Here is a 16985-nt window from a genome sequence, read left to right on the forward strand (position 1 = left end):
GGCAGGGCGGTCCGTACCGGCCAGTAGGGTACGGACCGCCCGCCACCGAGAGCGAGATCACTCGATTTCGCTACTCGGCGTGGTGCCTGTTGACGGAGAGTTCCCAGCTCCTGTGGGGTCACACGTCCGGGGTCACACGTCGAGGGAGGCGAGCGCCTTTCTCATCAGTGCCGCCCGGTCGGCCGCGGTGGCGACGTGCTCCAGGCCGAAGCCCAGCAGCACGGTGTCGTCCGTGGTGACCGCGCCGTAGGTCTGGAACAGCGCCCCGGAGCGGGTCCAGTCCTTGAGGACGGCCGGGCTGCCCGCGGGCGGTCCGGCTGCCTTCCAGGCGCCGAGCGAGGTCTCGAAGCCCTCGGTCTCCTTCGCCGTGCCGCCCACGACGAGCGAGGTGTCGTCGGCGAGGACGCCGTACCCGCCGGTGCCCGGGTCGGTGACGTAGCTGATCGAGACCTCGACCGACTTGCCGGCGTACGCGCTCAGGTCGAACTCCACCTGCCGCCAGCCGCCGGAGGCGCCGGTGAGGCTGTTCCACGAGCCGGTGCTGCCGGTCGCGGTGCAGCCGTCGTCCGACAGGGTCAGGTAGTGCTTCAGCCAGGGGTGCTCACGGACGTAGAAGCCGCCCTCGCACTCGGCCGGGACGGTGGCCTTGGTGGCGCCGCCCGTCTCGGGCAGGGTCGTCCAGTCGTCGGCGCCCGTGGTGTGGGCCTCGATCAGGACGTTGTCGTAGCCGGGCTCGGTGTCCCACATCAGCCGGGTGCGCAGGGTGGGCTTGTCGGCCGCGGCGACGGCGGTGAGGTCCACGGTGCGGGTGAGGCGCTTGTAGGCGTTGTCGGTGTGGACGGCGGCGGCCATCGAGGAGCCCGCGTACGGGCCGTAGGGGTTGACCGCGCCGGCGAACTGTCCGGCGCCCTTGCTCGCGAACTGCGGGAACTCGTCGGCGGGCAGTTCGTCGGAGGTGACGCCGTACCGGCCCGCCTTGTCCAGGGGGTTGCCTGGCGCGGCGGCGAGCGGACCCGTGAAGCCGCCCAGCTCGCCCGAGCCGGTGAAGCCGGTGGCTCCGGCGGCCGGGGTACGGCTGTAGGCGCCCAGGTAGTACTGGCTGAAGTCGTTCGACAGGGCGCCGCCGAGGTCGACGCTGCCGCCGGCCTGCTCGCCGGCCTCGATCAGCCTGCCGCCCTCGTTGAGGAAGGCGCGCAGCTGAAGCTGGGTGGCGTTGCCGGGGACGCTCGCGCCCGTGTAGTGGACGACGGTGTCGAAGTGGCTCAGCACGCCGAGCGCGTCCGGCGCTCCCTGCTTCGCGACGTCCCAGACGAGCGCCTTGCGGCCGTTGGCCTTGAGGGCGTCCACGTACTTCTGTGCCTGCGTGGCGGCAGCGCCCTCCTCGGCGACGACGAGGGTGTCCGCCTTGGGCCGTTCGGCGACGGTGTAGGTGAAGCGCTCGCTGGAGACCTTCTTGCCGTTCCTCGTCTTTGCGGTGAACCACACCTCGACCTTGTCGCCGGGGTCGCCGTCCTTGACCTTCGCCCGGTACTCGTCGAAGTAGAGGTTGTCCTCACCGCCGTAGGTCTCGCCGCCCTTCCATGGCCTGAGCGCCATGTCTTCGGTGCGGCCGCCGTTGACGCGGTACTTCAGTTCCTTGTCGCGCAGCGACTTGCGTGCGACGACGGAGACCTCCTGGTCGGCGCCGCGGGAGTACGACAGCGGGAACGCGGCCGGGGTGAAGTCGGCGGCGCTCAGTCCGACCGACGAGGACGGCCGGTCGGGGTGGGAGGCGGACTCGGCGACGGAGAGCGCGAACGGGACGTTCTTGGCGAACTCCTGCTGGATCAGCTTCTCGTCGTCCGGGAAGGTGAAGATCGACCGGCAGTCGGACGCCTTCCACTCGTCGTCCGGGTCGGCGTTGGAGGCGGACTGGCAGGTCGACATCTCGGGGGTGAACATCGCCAGGCCGTTGACGTTCGCCGCGTGGCCGTCGGCCTCGCCGTTGGTGGTGTACAGCTCGGAGGAGAGCTGCGGGTGGTAGCCGGGGACCGCGGGGTTCTCGGGGGTACCGGCGAGCGCCTCGTACAGGACGTCGTCCGGGGTGTGCGTGGCCACCTGCCAGCCGACTCCGTAGAGGATGAGTTCGGCGGCGGAGTGGTAGTTGATGCCGTACGTGAAGCCGATCCGCTTCTGGAAGGCGTCCAGGGCCTGGGTCTCCGGCTCGGAGTTGGGTCCGGCGCCGCGGTAGGTCTCGCTGGTGGGGTTGGGGGACGAGCCCTCGTCGTCGTAGCCCCACTTGTAGGCGAAGTTGCGGTTGAGGTCGACGCCGTCGCCGGTGCCGATGGCGCCGTCGCCGTTGACGTCCCTGAGGTTCTTGCGCCACAGGCGGTTGTCGTCACTGGCGTGCGTGTGGTCGTAGCCGTCGGGGTTGGCCGAGATGACGAACCACAGTTCGGTGGAGTCGACGATCTTCTTGACGCGCCGGTCCTTCTTGTAGTTGTCCAGGTAGTGGTGCATCAGGCGCCGGGTCATCTCCGGCGTGATCCACTCGCGGGCGTGCTGGTTGGACAGGTAGAGGACCGCGGGCTTGGAGCCGTCCTTCGTCTTCTTCGCGCCCTTGGTGAGCTTCAGCGCGAGGATGTCCTGGCCCTTGACCGTCTTGCCGATGGAGACGACCTTGGTGAGGCCGGGGTTGTCCTGCGCGGTCCTGAGGATCTCCTCCTTGATGCCGCCCTTGCCGCCGTACGGGCGGAACACGCCCTCGGCGGCGTCCTCTACGCGGGCTTTTGCCTTGGTGGAGAGGTCGTGCTCGGTGAGGTCGACGCCCTGCTTCGCCAGCTTCTTCGCCTGCTGGTCGGTCACGATGACCTCGATGGTGGCGGTGCCCTTTTCGGGCACCTGCTCGCTGAGTTCATGGCCGTCCTGGCCGGCCGCGAGCAGCAGGGGTACCTGCTCGCGGGTGACGTCGGCGCGGAAGACCTTGACTTCGTCCGGGTCGGACGGGGGTGAACTGTCCGGTTGTGCCTGGGCGATGGGTGCGATGCTCGCTCCGCCGATCAGGAGCGTGCCGACAGCGAGGATCGATCTCGCTCTTCGTCTCATGAACCCCCCTAGCGTGGGTTCGCCACAGCAGCGAACAGATGCCAGGCTCATGACAGTCCATGATCGAGTCAAGAGTGCCCCAACGACACGCGAAAGCCGGTGCCGACCACCCAAGCGGAGGCCGGCACCGGCTTTTTGACGGACTGTGTGATCAGCCCACGAGGTTGTCGGCCAGCTCCTCGGAGAGGTTGGCCTCCGTGCCCGGGATGCCGAGGTCGGAGGCGCGCTTATCGGCCATGGCCAGCAGGCGGCGGATCCGGCCGGCGACGGCGTCCTTGGTCAGCGGCGGGTCGGCGAGCGCGCCCAGCTCCTCCAGGGAGGCCTGCTTGTGCTCCATGCGCAGGCGCCCGGCGGCGGCGAGGTGCTCGGGGACGTCGTCGCCGAGGATCTCCAGGGCGCGCTGCACGCGGGCACCGGCGGCGACGGCCGCGCGCGCGGAGCGGCGCAGGTTGGCGTCGTCGAAGTTGGCGAGGCGGTTGGCCGTGGCGCGCACCTCGCGGCGCATCCGGCGCTCCTCCCAGGCCAGCACCGACTCGTGGGCGCCGAGCCGGGTGAGCAGGGCGCCGATCGCGTCACCGTCGCGGACGACCACCCGGTCCACGCCGCGCACCTCGCGGGCCTTCGCGGGGATCTGGAGGCGCCGGGCGGCGCCGACCAGGGCGAGCGCGGCCTCGGGGCCGGGGCAGGTCACCTCCAGGGAGCAGGAGCGGCCGGGCTCGGTCAGCGAGCCGTGCGCCAGGAACGCGCCGCGCCAGGCGGCCTCGGCGTCACAGGTGGCCCCGGAGACCACCTGCGGGGGCAGGCCGCGGATCGGACGGCCCCGGCCGTCGACCAGGCCGGTCTGGCGGGCCAGCTGGTCGCCGCCCGCGACGACGCGTACGACGTAGCGCGAGCCGCGGCGCAGTCCGCCGGGCGCCATCACGATCAGTTCCGAGCTGTGGCCGAAGATCTCCAGGATGTCCCGCTTGAGGCGGCGGGCCGCCATCGCGGTGTCCAGCTCCGCCTCGATCACGATGCGCCCGCTCACCAGGTGGAGGCCGCCGGCGAACCGCAGGATGGCGGAGACCTCCGCCTTCCTGCAGCAGGTCCGGGTGACGGGGAGCCGGGAGATCTCGTCCTTCACCGCTGGCGTCATCGCCATGGGCCGATCCTTCCATGCATCCGAAAAATACGGTCGTACGCGGCGGCCAACAGCTCCGGGTCGTGCCTCGGTGTCCCGTCGGTCCGGGCCACGGGCGCCAGCTCGACCGCGGCTCCGAACCGCTTGGCGGCGTCGGTCAGCGAGGCGCGGTCGGGCACGGCGGCCTCGTCGGCCAGCACCACGTCCAGGGCGAGTTTAGGGGCGTGTCGTCCCAAAACCTCCAAATGACGCTGCGGGGAGAAGCCCTCGGTTTCTCCGGGCTGCGGGGCGAGGTTCAGGGAGAGTACCCGGCGGGCCTTGGTCTGCGTGAGCGCGTCCAGCAGCTCGGGCACCAGCAGGTGCGGGATGACCGAGGAGAACCAGGAGCCGGGGCCGAGTACCACCCAGTCCGCGTCCAGGACGGCCTCGACCGCCTCGGGCACGGCGGGCGGGTCGTGCGGCACGACGTGCACGGACTGCACCTCGCCGGGGGTGAGGGCGACGGTGGCCTGGCCGCGGACCGTGTCCACCTCGTCCGGGCGGGCCGGGTCGTGGCCCTTGACCAGGGCCTGGAGCTCCAGCGGGACGGCGGACATGGGCAGCACGCGCCCCTGTGCGCCGAGCAGCCGCCCGACCAGGTCGAGGGCCTGGACGTGGTCGCCGAGCTGCTCCCACAGGGCGACGATCAGCAGGTTGCCGACCGCGTGCTCGTGCAGGTCGCCCTTGGACTGGAAGCGGTGCTGGATGACACGCGCCCAGGTCTGGCCCCAGTCGTCGTCACCGCACAGCGCGGCCAGTGCCTTGCGCAGGTCGCCGGGCGGCAGCACGCCCAGTTCGTCGCGCAGCCGGCCGCTGGAGCCGCCGTCGTCGGCCACGGTGACGACGGCGGTGAGGTCGCCGGTGATCCGGCGCAGCGCGGCGAGCGAGGCGGACAGGCCCATGCCGCCGCCGAGGGCGACGACCTTGGGCTGGGTGCCCCGGCGGCGGGGTCTGCCGCCCCGGGCCTCGGCGGGCCGGCCGCCCCTTCCGTCGGTGCTGCCTTCGGGCACCACCCGGCGCAGCCGGCTCAGCCGCGGAGTACGTCGTGTCATTCGCGTCCCATGTCCCGGTGTACGACCACTGTCTCCACGCCCTCGGCGGCGAGCCGGGCGGCGAGCTTCTCCGACATGGCGACCGAGCGGTGCTTGCCGCCCGTGCAGCCCACGGCGATGGTCACGTAGCGCTTGCCCTCACGGCGGTAGCCGGTGGCGATGAGCTGGAGGAGCTCGGTGTACCGGTCGAGGAACTCCTTGGCGCCGGGCTGGTTGAAGACGTACCCGGAGACCTCGTCGTTGAGGCCGGTGTACGGGCGCAGTTCCGGGACCCAGTGCGGGTTCGGCAGGAAGCGGCAGTCGACGACCAGGTCGGCGTCGACCGGCAGCCCGTACTTGTAGCCGAAGGACATGACCGTGGCCCGCAGCTCCGGCTCCTCCTCGCCGGCGAACTGGGCGTCCATCTTGGCGCGCAGCTCGTGCACGTTGAGGCTGGAGGTGTCGATCACCAGGTCGGCGTCGCCGCGCAGCTCGCGCAGCAGTTCGCGCTCGGCGGCGATGCCGTCGACGATCCGGCCGTCGCCCTGGAGGGGGTGCGGGCGGCGCACCGACTCGAAGCGGCGCACCAGGGCGTCGTCGGAGGACTCCAGGAAGACGATCCTGCGGGTGACGTTCTTCGCCTCCAGGTCGGCCAGCGACTCGCGGAGGTTGTCGAAGAAGCGGCGGCCGCGGACGTCGACGACGACGGCGATCCGGGCAACGTTGCCCTGGGAGCGGGCGCCGAGCTCCACCATGGTGGGGATCAGCGCGGGCGGCAGGTTGTCGACGACGAACCAGCCGAGGTCCTCCAGACACTTCGCGGCCGTCGAGCGGCCGGCCCCGGACATGCCGGAGATGATCACCAGCTCGGGGATGGCCGCGTCCGGGACTGCGGCCTTGTCGTTGGGCGTGCCCGTACTCACCTGTGCTCCGTCTCCGGTTTGCGCTTCTTGCCCGTCGTGCTCGTTCACATTCATGTCTCCTGCCCCCGTCGTTCGTCCGGGGCGCCCGTCCGCACGGGCTCCCCACTGGAACCCATGGTGCCGGGTTCCTCTTCCATGATCTCTCCAGTGGCCGTGTTGACGGCGGGTGCGGCCGGGGCCGCCTGGGCGAGGGCCGCCGCGATCGTCTCGGCGGTCTTGCGGCCTATGCCGGGCACCTCGCAGATCTGGTCGATGGTGGCGGATCGCAGTTTCTTCAACGAACCGAAGTGCTTCAGGAGTGCCTGCTTGCGCGTGTCCCCGAGCCCCGGGACGTCGTCCAGGGGGCTGGAGCGGAAGCGCTTGGACCGCTTGGTGCGCTGGTAGCTGATCGCGAAGCGGTGGGCCTCGTCGCGGACCCGCTGGAGCAGGTACAGGCCCTCGCTGGTGCGTGGCAGGACCACCGGGTCGTCGTCGCCGGGCAGCCAGACCTCCTCCAGACGCTTGGCGAGGCCGCACACGGCGATGTCGTCGATGCCGAGCTCGTCCAGCGCCCGCCGGGCGGCCGCGACCTGCGGGGCGCCGCCGTCGACGACCACGAGCTGGGGCGGGTAGGCGAATTTCTTGGGGCGGCCGTCGTCCTCGGTGAGGCTCGTTCCGATGGTCTCGGCGGTCTCGCCGTCCTGAGGGGTCTCGCCGTCCTGAGGGATCTCGTCCGCCCACTCGCCCGTCCTCTCCTTCTCGGCGAGGTAGCGGCGGAAGCGGCGGGTGATCACCTCGTGCATGGAGCGGACGTCGTCCTGTCCCGCGAAGCCCTTGATCTGGAACCGCCGGTACTCGCTCTTGCGTGCGAGTCCGTCCTCGAAGACGACCATCGAGGCCACCACGTCGTCGCCCTGGAGGTGGGAGATGTCGTAGCACTCGATCCGCAGCGGGGCGCTGTCCAGGTCGAGGGCGTCGGCGATCTCCTCCAGGGCACGCGAGCGCGTGGTCAGGTCGGATGCGCGCTTGGTCTTGTGCAGGACGAGCGCCTGCTGGGCGTTGCGCTGGACCGTCTCCATGAGGGCCTTCTTGTCGCCGCGCTGCGGGACGCGCAGGGAGACGCCCGAGCCGCGCCGGCCGGCGAGCCACTCCTGGACGGGCTCCACGGGGTCGGGCAGGGCGGGGACCAGGACCTCCTTGGGGACGGCGTCGCCCGTCTCCTCGCCGTACAGCTGCTGGAGGGCGTGCTCCACGAGGGCGCCGGTGGTGATGTCCTCGACCTTGTCTGTGACCCAGCCCCGCTGGCCGCGCACGCGTCCGCCGCGCACGTGGAAGATCTGCACGGCCGCCTCCAGCTCGTCCTCGGCGACCGCGATCAGGTCGGCGTCGGTCGCGTCGGCGAGCACGACCGCGTTCTTCTCCATGGCCTTCTTCAGGGCCTCGATGTCGTCGCGCAGCCGGGCCGCCCGCTCATACTCCATCTCCTCGGCCGCCTCGCCCATCTGCTTCTCCAGGCGGCGGATGTACGTGTTCGTGCGGCCGGTCATGAAGTCGCAGAACTCGTCGGCCAGTTCGCGGTGCTCCTCGGCGGAGACCCGGTCCACGCAGGGAGCCGAGCACTTGCCGATGTAGCCGAGGAGGCAGGGGCGGCCCGTACGGGCGGCGTTCTTGAAGACGCCGGCGGAGCAGGTGCGCACGGGGAAGACGCGCAGCAGGAGGTCGACGGTGTCGCGGATCGCCCACGCGTGCGCGTACGGCCCGAAGTAGCGGACGCCCTTCTTCTTGTGACCGCGCATCACCTGCACGCGCGGGTACTCCTCGCTCATCGTCACCGCGAGGTACGGGTAGCTCTTGTCGTCGCGGTACTTGACGTTGAACCGGGGGTCGTACTCCTTGATCCAGGAGTACTCCAGCTGGAGCGCCTCGACCTCCGTGGACACCACCGTCCACTCCACGGACGCGGCCGTGGTGACCATGGAGCGGGTGCGCGGGTGGAGGCCCGCCAGGTCCTGGAAGTAGTTCGCCAGGCGTTGGCGCAGGCTTTTCGCCTTTCCGACGTAGATCACCCGGCGGTGCTCGTCGCGGAACCTGTAGACCCCCGGCGAGTCGGGGATCTCACCCGGTTTGGGGCGGTAGCTGGAGGGGTCGGCCATGTCTCACACCCTACTGGCGAGCACCGACAGTCCGACGGGACGGCGGGCGCGATGACGGCCTCGGCGAGGGGGCAGTTTCCAACGGCATGCTCCGCCCGGGGTTACGGCACGCCGGGAGCGGGAATGGAGGCTTCCCACGGGGCACGGCGACGTCCGGAGGGCGGAGTCCGTGTCGGTGCAGGCACAGGTTGTCGGTGCGGACCGGCCGTTTCGGTGCGAAACGGGCGGGCCACGGGTCGGAGGGCTGCGCAGATGAAGCGGATGCGGATCGAGAAAACCCGGCGGACGGTCCGTGCCCGCCGGTACGCGGACGAACGGTTCGCGCTGCACGACGCCCTCGACCCGCGCGACCCCGACATAGTGCGGGCCAAGCGCCTGGCCGTCGAGGCCCGGGACGCGAGCGACCGCTCCTAGACCAGGGGGCCGGCCTCGGCCGAGGCCGGGTGCGCCGTCAGCAGCAGAGACCGCCCGGGGTGCTACGCCCCGGGCGGTCGCATGTCCGGACGGGCCCGGCCGGGAGTACGTCACTGTCCGGCATCAGGTGTTGTCGGGACCAGGTCAACACGCTTCAATGCGGGGAAACTCGGGGCCCTGAACGACGGCGTACGGATGTGAAGACCTCCCCTGCGCCGGCGGGACGGTCCCCGGGCGGCCCGCGCGAACGGTCTGACCAGCCGTCGCCGACTCACAGAGAGGCCCCTGCATGCCGCACGCCCCACAGCACGCGGACGCCGCCACCGCGGAACTGGACTCGGTTCTGCGCGGCGGCCCCTTCCACGTCGCCTTGCGTGCCGCGATAGCCGCCCGCGGGCTGCCGCTGCAACGCGTGCAGCACCATCTGTCCCGCCACGGGGTGAAGGTCGGCGTCACCAGCCTGAGTTACTGGCAGCAGGGGGCCAGGCGCCCGCAGCGCCCCGAGTCGCTACGGGCCGTGCGCGCGCTGGAGGAGATCCTGGAGCTTCCCGAGGAGTCGCTGATCCGGCTGCTCGCCGAGTCCGGCGAGAGCCCGTCCGGGCAGCGGTCCGCGGCCCGCTCCTACCGCTCCCTCGTCGAGGCCTCCGGGGTGCTGGACCAGCTGCTGGCCGAGCTGGACTGCCCGCCGGACGGCGGTCTGCACAGCCTGGGGCACCACGAGCGGCTGCGGATCGGGGCACGGCGTGAGCTGGCCGAGCGGGAGTCGCACCACATCGTGCGCGCCCACCGGGACGGTGTCGACCGCTTCATCGCCGTCCACCACGGCGACCGGGGAGCCGTACCGGAGCGCATGAGGGTGCACGCGCTGGAGAACTGCCGTACGGGACGCGTCCGTTGGCACCACGACACCGGAGTGCTCGCGGCCGAGCTGCTCTTCGACACCCGGCTGCTGGCCGGCGACACGTTCCTGTTCCGCTTCGGCGTCGAGGACGGCACGGCCGGGGTGTCACACGAGTACCTCCGTGGCTTCGACTCCCCCGGCGGCCAGTACGCGCTCCAGGTGTGCTTCGACGCGGCGGCCCTCCCGGTGCGCTGCCACCGTTTCGCCCAGCACTCGGCGGCGGCCCCGCGCACCGGCTGCCAGGAGCTGGCACTGAGCGGACGGCACCGCTCGGTGCACCTGGTCGAGCCGCGGGTGCGGGCGGGGTTCGTGGGAATCGGCTGGGGCTGGGAGTAGCGCGAGCATCGCCTGGCCCGTCGCCGGACCGACGGCGGGGCGGGTTTCCGGCCCGTGGCCGCGATCGGACGTAAACGCTTGCGCAAGCGTTTACGTCAGGCGCCGGATGCGATACGTTCCCCGCCGGAAGAGGAGGAGGGAACGCCATGGCGACCATGGCCGACGTCGCACGGAGCGCCGGTGTCTCCGTGGCGACCGTCTCGCACGTCCTCAATGGCACCCGGCCGGTGCTGCCGCACACCCGCCAGGCGGTTCTGGACGCCGTGGAGGAGCTCGGCTACACCACGAACACGCTGGCCCGTTCCCTGGTGACGGCCCGCACCCGGTCCATCGGGCTGGCGGTTTCGGCGATCAGCAACCCGTACTTCACCGAGATCCTCCAGGGCGTCGAGGCCAGTGCCCTGGAGCACGGCTACAGCCTCCTGATCGCCGATCCGCACGACGACCCCGAGCACGAGCGCAAGGTCGTCCAGCTGCTGCACGAGCGCCGGGTGGACGGCATGATCGTCGCGCCCTCCGCCGATCCGCGCGGACTGCTCGCCTACCTGGGGCGGCACGCCGTACCGGCCGTGTTCCTCGACCGACTGGTGGACGCCCGGGACGGCGGACCGCGCTTCGACCAGGTCTGCGCCGACAACGCCGAACCGACGTCCCGGCTGGTCATCCACCTCGCCGGTGTCGGTCACCAGCGGATCGGGCTGGTGGCGGGACGGCCGGGGCTCAGCACCACGAGCGAACGGATCACCGGCTACCGGACCGGCCTCGCGTTCGCGGGGCTGCCGTACGACGAACGGCTCCTGGTGCACGGCGACTCGGAGTCGGCCGGCGCCGAACAGGTCACCGCCGCCCTGCTGTCCCTCGCCGTGCCGCCCACCGCGCTGGTCACCGGCAACAACGCCATGACCATCGGGGCGCTGCGTGCCCTGCGCGCGCACGGCCTGTCCGTGCCCGGCGACATCGCGCTGTGCTGCTTCGACGACTTCGCCTGGGCGGACCTGTTCTCGCCCCGGCTCACCGCGATCGCGCAGCCCAGCAGGGACATCGGCGCCCAGGCCGTACGCGTGCTGCTGGAACGTCTCGCCGAGCCGGACCGGCCCGCCCGGACCGTGCGGCTCCCCTGCACCTTCGTCCACCGCACGTCGTGCGGCTGCCCCGAGGAGCCGGGGCAGTCCGTGCGGTTTGAGCAGCTCGACCAGCCTGAGCAGTCCGCGCAGTCCGAGAGAGGAACCGTCGCATGATCGTCGTCGCCGGTGAGGCACTGATCGACCTGGTACCGCGGGGCACGGGCGCCCTGGCGGCACTCCAGCCGGCGCTCGGCGGCGGCCCGTACAACACGGCGGTGGCACTGGGCCGTCTCGGCTCCCCCGCCGCCTTCTGCTCCCGGGTGTCGTACGACGCCTTCGGGGAGGCCCTGCTGGACCGGCTGCGGGAGACCGGGGTGGACGTGTCGTCGGTGCAGCGCGGCACCGAGCCCACGACCCTCGCCGTCGCCACGGTCGGCGCGGACGGCTCGGCGGCGTACTCCTTCTACGTCGACGGCACGGCGGACCGGCTGTTCACGCCGCCCTCCGCGCTGCCGCCCGGCACCCGGGCCGTCTCCTTCGGGACCTGCTCGCTGGTGCTGGAGCCGGGGGCGAGCGCCTACGAGGAGCTGATGCGTGCGGCGGCCGCGCAGGGCGTGTTCACCGCGCTGGACCCGAACATCAGGGCCGGGCTGATCCCGGACGCGGACGCCTACCGGGCGCGGTTCAAGAGCTGGCTGCCGTCGGTGTCGCTGCTGAAGCTGTCCGAGGAGGACGCCCGGTGGCTCGGCGGCACGCCCCAGGAGTGGCTGGCGGCCGGCCCCGCGGCGGTCGTGATCACCCGGGGCGGCGACGGGCTGACCGCCTTCACCGCCGACGGCGAGTACTCGGTGCCGGGCGAGCGGGTCGAGGTCGTGGACACGATCGGCGCGGGTGACACCGTGAACGCGGCGCTGCTGCACGGACTCGCTGCCCGCGACGCGCTCAGCGTGCGGGCGCTGGCCACGCTGGGGCCCGACGGCTGGACGGGGCTGCTGGGCTTCGCGGCCCGTGCGGCGGCGGTCACCTGCTCACGGGCCGGGGCGGAACCGCCGTACGCGCACGAGCTGGAGGGCTGACACCTCCCGCTGGGCGCACGACACGGAACGCGTCCCGGTGCGCGTCGCTCAGCCGACTTCCCCCACGGCCCGCAGCGCGCCGGGGCGACGGCCGTTGAGGCGGTCCAGGGCGGCGGCCGTGGCGTCGTCCGCGGGCAGGTGGACGATGACGCGCTGGCCTTCGTCGGGCAGCGCGAACGTCTCGTGCAGCAGTCGCAGCGATCCGGCCTCGGGGTGCTCGATGTGCTGGGAGCCCGTCCGCCGCGGTGCCACCGCCAGGTCGGCGAACCGGTCGGCGAAGTCCGCCCCCGCCGTCACCGTCAGCTCGTCGGCCAGCTCGGCGACGTACGGGTCCCGGAGCGGGACCTCGTGCCGGAGCTGGGCGACCAGGTCGTCGGCCACCCGGTCCCAGTCGCGGTAAGCGCCGCGCGCCCGCTCGTCGGTGAACAGGTAGCGGAGCAGGTTGGGCGGCTCGTCGTCGAGCAGGCCGATGGGGCCGGCCAGCCGCTCGTAACCGGCGGTGTGGGCGAGGATGTCGCCGATCCAGTTGACCACCAGCGCGGGGGTCGGCTCCAGGCGGTCCAGTACGGACCGGACGGTGGGGCGGGCCGTGCGGCCGAGCGACGGGGCCGCCGCACAGAGCAGCGGGTCGCCGCCGTCCGCCTCCTTGGTCAGGCGGCGCAGCAGCATCCGGTCGGCGAGAGACAGGTTGAGGGCGTCGGCGAGGGCGCCGAGCACCTGGGCGGAGGGGTTGCGGTCGCGCCCCTGTTCCAGCCGGGTGAGGTACTCGATGCTGATGCCCGCGAGCGTGGCCAGTTCGGCGCGCCGCAGGCCCGGGGTACGGCGCCGCGGACCGGTGGGCAGGCCCACCTCGGGGGGGCTGACGGCTTCGCGCCAGGTGCGCAGGAACGTGCCCAACTCGTTGTCGCTCACCCGCCGAACGTACCCCGCCGGCGCGGGTGGAGGGTGGCCCTGCCACTACCAGGCTTCGGCCGGTCTCCCTCACCGGCCGCCCGCCCCTCAGGGTGGAGGCCATGACCAACGACACCGCTACCGCCGCTTCCGCCACCGTCCTGCCGCTGTCCCCGGGGAACTGGGCCCTGGACCCCCTCCACTCCTCCGTGGGCTTCACCGTCCGTCATCTGGGCATCGCCAAGGTGCGGGGACGCTTCGAGCGGTTGGAGGCCGAACTGTTCGTCGGGGAACGCGTCGAGGACGTGCGGGTCTCCGCGACCGTCGACCTGGCCTCGATCGACACCGGCAACGGCGACCGGGACGCGCATGTACGCGCCTCCGACCTTCTCGACGTCGAGAAGCGCCCGACGATGACGTACCGCTCGACGCTGGTGTCGGGTGAGGGCGAGGACTGGACGATGGAGGGCGAGCTGACCATCGGCGAGGTGACCCGCCCGGTGACGCTCGCCGTGGAGTTCGGCGGGCTGGTCGATGTGCCGATGGACGGCAGCCGGCATGCCGGGTTCGAGGCGACGGGCGAGATCCGGCGCAGCGAGTTCGGGCTCGACTTCGCCCCCGGTCTGCTCGGGGAAGTGGTGAAGATCCAGCTCGACATGCAGTTCGTGGAGCCGAAGAACGCCTGACCGCACAACGACGCGCCGTGCCCCACAGGGAGTTCCCGTGGGGCACGGCGCGTCGGCGGGAGCCGTCAGCTCTTGGTCGTCCGCGTCGTCTTCTTCGCGGCGGCCTTCGTGGACTTTGCGGCTGTCTTCTTGGCCGCGGTGCTGTTGACCGTCTTGGTGGCGGTCCTGGTCGCCCTGGTCTGCGCCGGGACCGTCTTCTTCGCCGCCGCCTTGCGCGGGGCCTTCACCGAGGTCGCGTCGCTGATCCGGTCGGCACCGAGGACCTCGCGCAGGAACTTGCCGGTGTGGCTGGCCGGGACCGCGGCGACCTCCTCGGGCGTGCCCTCGGCGACGACCAGGCCGCCGCCGGCGCCGCCTTCGGGGCCCATGTCGACGATCCAGTCGGCGGTCTTGATCACGTCGAGGTTGTGCTCGATGACAATGACCGTGTTGCCCTTGTCGACCAGTCCGGACAGGACCGTCAGCAGCTTGCTGATGTCCTCGAAGTGCAGACCGGTGGTCGGCTCGTCCAGGACGTAGACCGTGCGGCCGGTGGAGCGGCGCTGGAGCTCGCTGGCGAGCTTGACGCGCTGGGCCTCACCGCCGGACAGGGTGGTCGCGGACTGGCCGAGCCGGACGTAGCCGAGGCCGACGTCCTTGAGGGTCTTCATGTGGCGGGAGATCGCGGGGACCGCCTCGAAGAACTCCGTGGCCTCCTCGATCGGCATGTTCAGGACGTCGGCGATGGACTTGCCCTTGTAGTGGACCTCCAGGGTCTCCCGGTTGTACCGGGCGCCGTGGCAGACCTCGCACGGGACGTAGACGTCCGGGAGGAAGTTCATCTCGATCTTGATGGTGCCGTCGCCCGCGCAGTTCTCGCAGCGGCCGCCCTTGACGTTGAAGGAGAAGCGGCCCGGCATGTAGCCGCGGACCTTCGCCTCGGTGGTCTCGGCGAACAGCTTGCGGATGTGGTCGAAGACGCCGGTGTACGTGGCCGGGTTGGAGCGCGGGGTGCGGCCGATGGGCGACTGGTCGACGTGCACGACCTTGTCGACGAGGTCGTCGCCGTCCACGCGCGTGTGCCGCCCGGGCACGTTCCTCGCGCCGTTCAGCTCGCGGGCCAGGTGCGTGTACAGGATGTCGTTGACCAGGGTCGACTTGCCGGAGCCGGACACGCCGGTGACGGCGGTGAACACGCCCAGCGGGAACGAGACGTCGATGTCCTGGAGGTTGTTCTCCCGGGCGCCGTGCACCGTGAGCTGCCGGGAGGGGTCGACCGGGCGCCGGATGTCGGGCAGCGGGATGGCCTTCTTGCCGGACAGGTACTGACCGGTCTGCGACTCGGCGTTGGCGAGCAGCTCCTTCAGGGAGCCGCTGTGCACGACCTTGCCGCCGTGCTCACCGGCGCCGGGGCCGATGTCGACGACCCAGTCGGCGGTCTTGATGGTGTCCTCGTCGTGCTCGACGACGATGAGCGTGTTGCCCATGTCGCGCAGCCGGACCAGGGTCTCGATCAGCCGGTGGTTGTCGCGCTGGTGCAGTCCGATGGACGGCTCGTCGAGGACGTAGAGGACGCCGACGAGGCCGGAGCCGATCTGCGTGGCCAGGCGGATGCGCTGGGCCTCGCCGCCGGAGAGGGTGCCGGCCGCGCGGTTCAGCGAGAGGTAGTCCAGACCGACGTCGACGAGGAACCGCAGCCGCTCGTTGACCTCCTTCAGGACGCGCTCGGCGATCTTCTTGTCGCGGTCGCTGAGCTTCAGCTCCCTCAGGAAGTCCGCGCAGTCGCTGATCGACATCGCGGAGACCTCCGCGATGGACTTGTCCATGATCGTGACCGCGAGGACGATCGGCTTCAGGCGCGTGCCCTCACAGGTCGGGCAGGGCACCTCGCGCATGTAGCCCTCGAAGCGCTCGCGGCTGGCGTCGCTCTCGGCCTCGCTGTGCCGGCGCTTGACGAAGGGGACGGCGCCCTCGAAGGCCGTGGTGTACCGGCGCTCGCGCCCGTAGCGGTTGCGGTAGCGGACCTCGACCTGGGTCTTGTGGCCGTGCAGCAGGGCCTTCTTGGCGCGCTGCGGGAGGCCCGCGAAGGGGATGTCCGTACGGAAGCCCAGGGCGTCGGCCAGGGCGCCGATGAGGCGGCCGAAGTAGTCCTTGGTGTGGCCGTGCGACCAGGGGTGGATGGCGCCGTCGTCGAGGCTCTTGTCCGGGTCCGGGACGATGAGCTCCGGGTCGACCTCCATGCGCGTGCCGATGCCGGAGCAGTCCGGGCAGGCGCCGAAGGGCGAGTTGAAGGAGAAGGAGCGGGGCTCCAGCTCCTCGAAGGACAGGTCGTCGTACGCGCAGTACAGGTGCTCCGAGTACATGCGCTCGCGCTCGGGGTCGTCCTCGGGGAGGTCGACGAAGTCGAGCACGACCATGCCGCCGGACAGGCCGAGGGCGGTCTCGACGGAGTCGGTGAGGCGGCGCTTGGCGGAGTCCTTCACCGTGAGGCGGTCGACGACCACCTCGATGGTGTGCTTCTCCTGCTTCTTCAGCGTGGGCGGGTTGGACAGCTGGATGGTCTCGCCGTCCACACGCGCGCGGGAGTAGCCCTTGGTCTGGAGGTCGGCGAAGAGGTCGACGAACTCGCCCTTGCGCTCGCGCACCAGCGGCGACAGCACCTGGAAGCGGCTGCCCTCCGGCAGCTCCAGGACCCTGTCGACGATGGCCTGCGGCGACTGGCGCGAGATCGGGCGGCCGCACTCGGGGCAGTGCGGCTTGCCGATGCGCGCGAAGAGCAGCCGCAGGTAGTCGTAGACCTCGGTGATCGTGCCGACCGTGGAGCGCGGGTTGCGCGAGGTCGACTTCTGGTCGATGGAGACGGCCGGGGACAGGCCCTCGATGAAGTCGACGTCCGGCTTGTCCATCTGGCCGAGGAACTGCCGGGCGTAGGAGGAGAGCGACTCCACGTAGCGCCGCTGTCCCTCGGCGAAGATGGTGTCGAAGGCCAGCGAGGACTTGCCCGACCCCGACAGGCCCGTGAAGACGATGAGCGAGTCGCGCGGGAGGTCGAGCGAGACGTTCTTGAGATTGTGCTCGCGCGCTCCACGAACGATGAGACGGTCGGCCACGCCGGTCCGCACCTTTCTTGAGAGAAGTGACAGGGGCGGGGCCCCCGTGCTTTCTCAGACTAGAGGGAGCCACTGACAACGCCGGTCGGATTCACGGGTTGCCAACAAACCCCGGCTTTCCAGCATGCCCGACGTCACGTCCGACCATATAGCACGTGCTTTCGATTACCGGTACTGGTTCACCACCTTCACCCGAAGG

General features: G+C 71.2%; 12 protein-coding genes. 5 read left to right on the top strand and 7 right to left on the bottom strand.

From position 1 onward, the window contains the following. Positions 1 to 132: 132 nt before the first annotated feature. The 5 genes from PV963_RS11185 to uvrC form a co-directional block, all read right to left on the bottom strand. Entirely contained in the window at positions 133 to 3084 is a 2952-nt protein-coding gene (locus PV963_RS11185; RefSeq protein WP_274815489.1) for a M14 family metallopeptidase, read from the bottom strand. A 151-nt stretch (positions 3085 to 3235) separates the two neighbouring features. Beyond that, positions 3236 to 4225 carry a DNA-binding protein WhiA gene (whiA, locus tag PV963_RS11190; protein ID WP_274815490.1) on the bottom strand — a complete coding sequence of 330 codons (990 nt, stop codon included), beginning with the start codon at positions 4223 to 4225 and terminating at the stop codon, positions 3236 to 3238. Continuing rightward, positions 4216 to 5295: a gluconeogenesis factor YvcK family protein gene (locus tag PV963_RS11195; RefSeq protein WP_274815491.1), complete on the bottom strand. Its 1080-nt coding sequence runs from the start codon at positions 5293 to 5295 to the stop codon at positions 4216 to 4218. Before PV963_RS11195 ends, whiA begins: the two co-directional genes overlap by 10 nt. Then, positions 5292 to 6251, bottom strand: coding sequence for an RNase adapter RapZ (gene rapZ, locus PV963_RS11200; protein ID WP_274815492.1), 960 nt, complete (start codon positions 6249 to 6251; stop codon positions 5292 to 5294). The genes PV963_RS11195 and rapZ overlap by 4 nt, the downstream gene beginning before the upstream one ends. Beyond that, a complete protein-coding gene (gene uvrC / locus PV963_RS11205; protein ID WP_274815493.1) occupies positions 6248 to 8329 on the bottom strand; it encodes an excinuclease ABC subunit UvrC in 2082 nt (693 codons plus the stop codon). The genes rapZ and uvrC overlap by 4 nt, the downstream gene beginning before the upstream one ends. A 261-nt stretch (positions 8330 to 8590) precedes the next feature. Here uvrC and PV963_RS11210 point away from each other — a divergent pair, with 261 nt between their 5' ends. From PV963_RS11210 to PV963_RS11225, 4 genes are all read left to right on the top strand, one after another. Continuing rightward, on the top strand, positions 8591 to 8743 hold the full coding sequence (locus PV963_RS11210) for a hypothetical protein (protein ID WP_274815494.1): 153 nt from the start codon (positions 8591 to 8593) through the stop codon (positions 8741 to 8743). Between the two features lie 289 nt (positions 8744 to 9032). Beyond that, a complete protein-coding gene (locus PV963_RS11215; RefSeq protein ID WP_274815495.1) occupies positions 9033 to 9980 on the top strand; it encodes a hypothetical protein in 948 nt (315 codons plus the stop codon). A gap of 146 nt (positions 9981 to 10126) precedes the next feature. Next, positions 10127 to 11218, top strand: a complete 1092-nt coding sequence (locus tag PV963_RS11220) for a LacI family DNA-binding transcriptional regulator (RefSeq protein ID WP_274815496.1) — start codon at positions 10127 to 10129, stop codon at positions 11216 to 11218. After that, positions 11215 to 12120 (top strand): carbohydrate kinase family protein, encoded by a 906-nt coding sequence (locus PV963_RS11225; RefSeq protein WP_274815497.1) that lies wholly within the window; start codon positions 11215 to 11217, stop codon positions 12118 to 12120. Before PV963_RS11220 ends, PV963_RS11225 begins: the two co-directional genes overlap by 4 nt. A gap of 48 nt (positions 12121 to 12168) precedes the next feature. Here the strand turns inward: PV963_RS11225 and PV963_RS11230 are convergent, their stop codons facing one another. Further along, complete coding sequence (locus PV963_RS11230) at positions 12169 to 13032, bottom strand: helix-turn-helix domain-containing protein (RefSeq protein ID WP_274815498.1); 864 nt, start codon at positions 13030 to 13032, stop codon at positions 12169 to 12171. A 101-nt stretch (positions 13033 to 13133) separates the two neighbouring features. On the opposite strand from PV963_RS11230, the gene PV963_RS11235 reads away from it, so the two are divergent. Further along, complete coding sequence (locus PV963_RS11235) at positions 13134 to 13697, top strand: YceI family protein (RefSeq protein ID WP_274815499.1); 564 nt, start codon at positions 13134 to 13136, stop codon at positions 13695 to 13697. 65 nt (positions 13698 to 13762) lie between these two features. Here PV963_RS11235 and uvrA read toward each other — a convergent pair whose 3' ends face one another. Continuing rightward, a complete protein-coding gene (uvrA, locus tag PV963_RS11240; protein WP_274815500.1) occupies positions 13763 to 16786 on the bottom strand; it encodes an excinuclease ABC subunit UvrA in 3024 nt (1007 codons plus the stop codon). Positions 16787 to 16985: the final 199 nt, after the last annotated feature.

The organism is Streptomyces coeruleorubidus (genome assembly GCF_028885415.1).
GTDB classification, from domain to species: domain Bacteria; phylum Actinomycetota; class Actinomycetes; order Streptomycetales; family Streptomycetaceae; genus Streptomyces; species Streptomyces coeruleorubidus_A.

Excerpts from the sequence above, each read along its gene's own strand:
- PV963_RS11185 (WP_274815489.1), bottom strand. The coding sequence starts at position 3,084 with ATGAGACGAAGAGCGAGATCGATCCTCGCTGTCGGCACGCTCCTGATC.
- whiA (WP_274815490.1), bottom strand. The coding sequence starts at position 4,225 with ATGGCGATGACGCCAGCGGTGAAGGACGAGATCTCCCGGCTCCCCGTC.
- PV963_RS11195 (WP_274815491.1), bottom strand. The coding sequence starts at position 5,295 with ATGACACGACGTACTCCGCGGCTGAGCCGGCTGCGCCGGGTGGTGCCC.
- rapZ (WP_274815492.1), bottom strand. The coding sequence starts at position 6,251 with ATGAATGTGAACGAGCACGACGGGCAAGAAGCGCAAACCGGAGACGGA.
- uvrC (WP_274815493.1), bottom strand. The coding sequence starts at position 8,329 with ATGGCCGACCCCTCCAGCTACCGCCCCAAACCGGGTGAGATCCCCGAC.
- PV963_RS11210 (WP_274815494.1), top strand. The coding sequence starts at position 8,591 with ATGCGGATCGAGAAAACCCGGCGGACGGTCCGTGCCCGCCGGTACGCG.
- PV963_RS11215 (WP_274815495.1), top strand. The coding sequence starts at position 9,033 with ATGCCGCACGCCCCACAGCACGCGGACGCCGCCACCGCGGAACTGGAC.
- PV963_RS11220 (WP_274815496.1), top strand. The coding sequence starts at position 10,127 with ATGGCGACCATGGCCGACGTCGCACGGAGCGCCGGTGTCTCCGTGGCG.
- PV963_RS11225 (WP_274815497.1), top strand. The coding sequence starts at position 11,215 with ATGATCGTCGTCGCCGGTGAGGCACTGATCGACCTGGTACCGCGGGGC.
- PV963_RS11235 (WP_274815499.1), top strand. The coding sequence starts at position 13,134 with ATGACCAACGACACCGCTACCGCCGCTTCCGCCACCGTCCTGCCGCTG.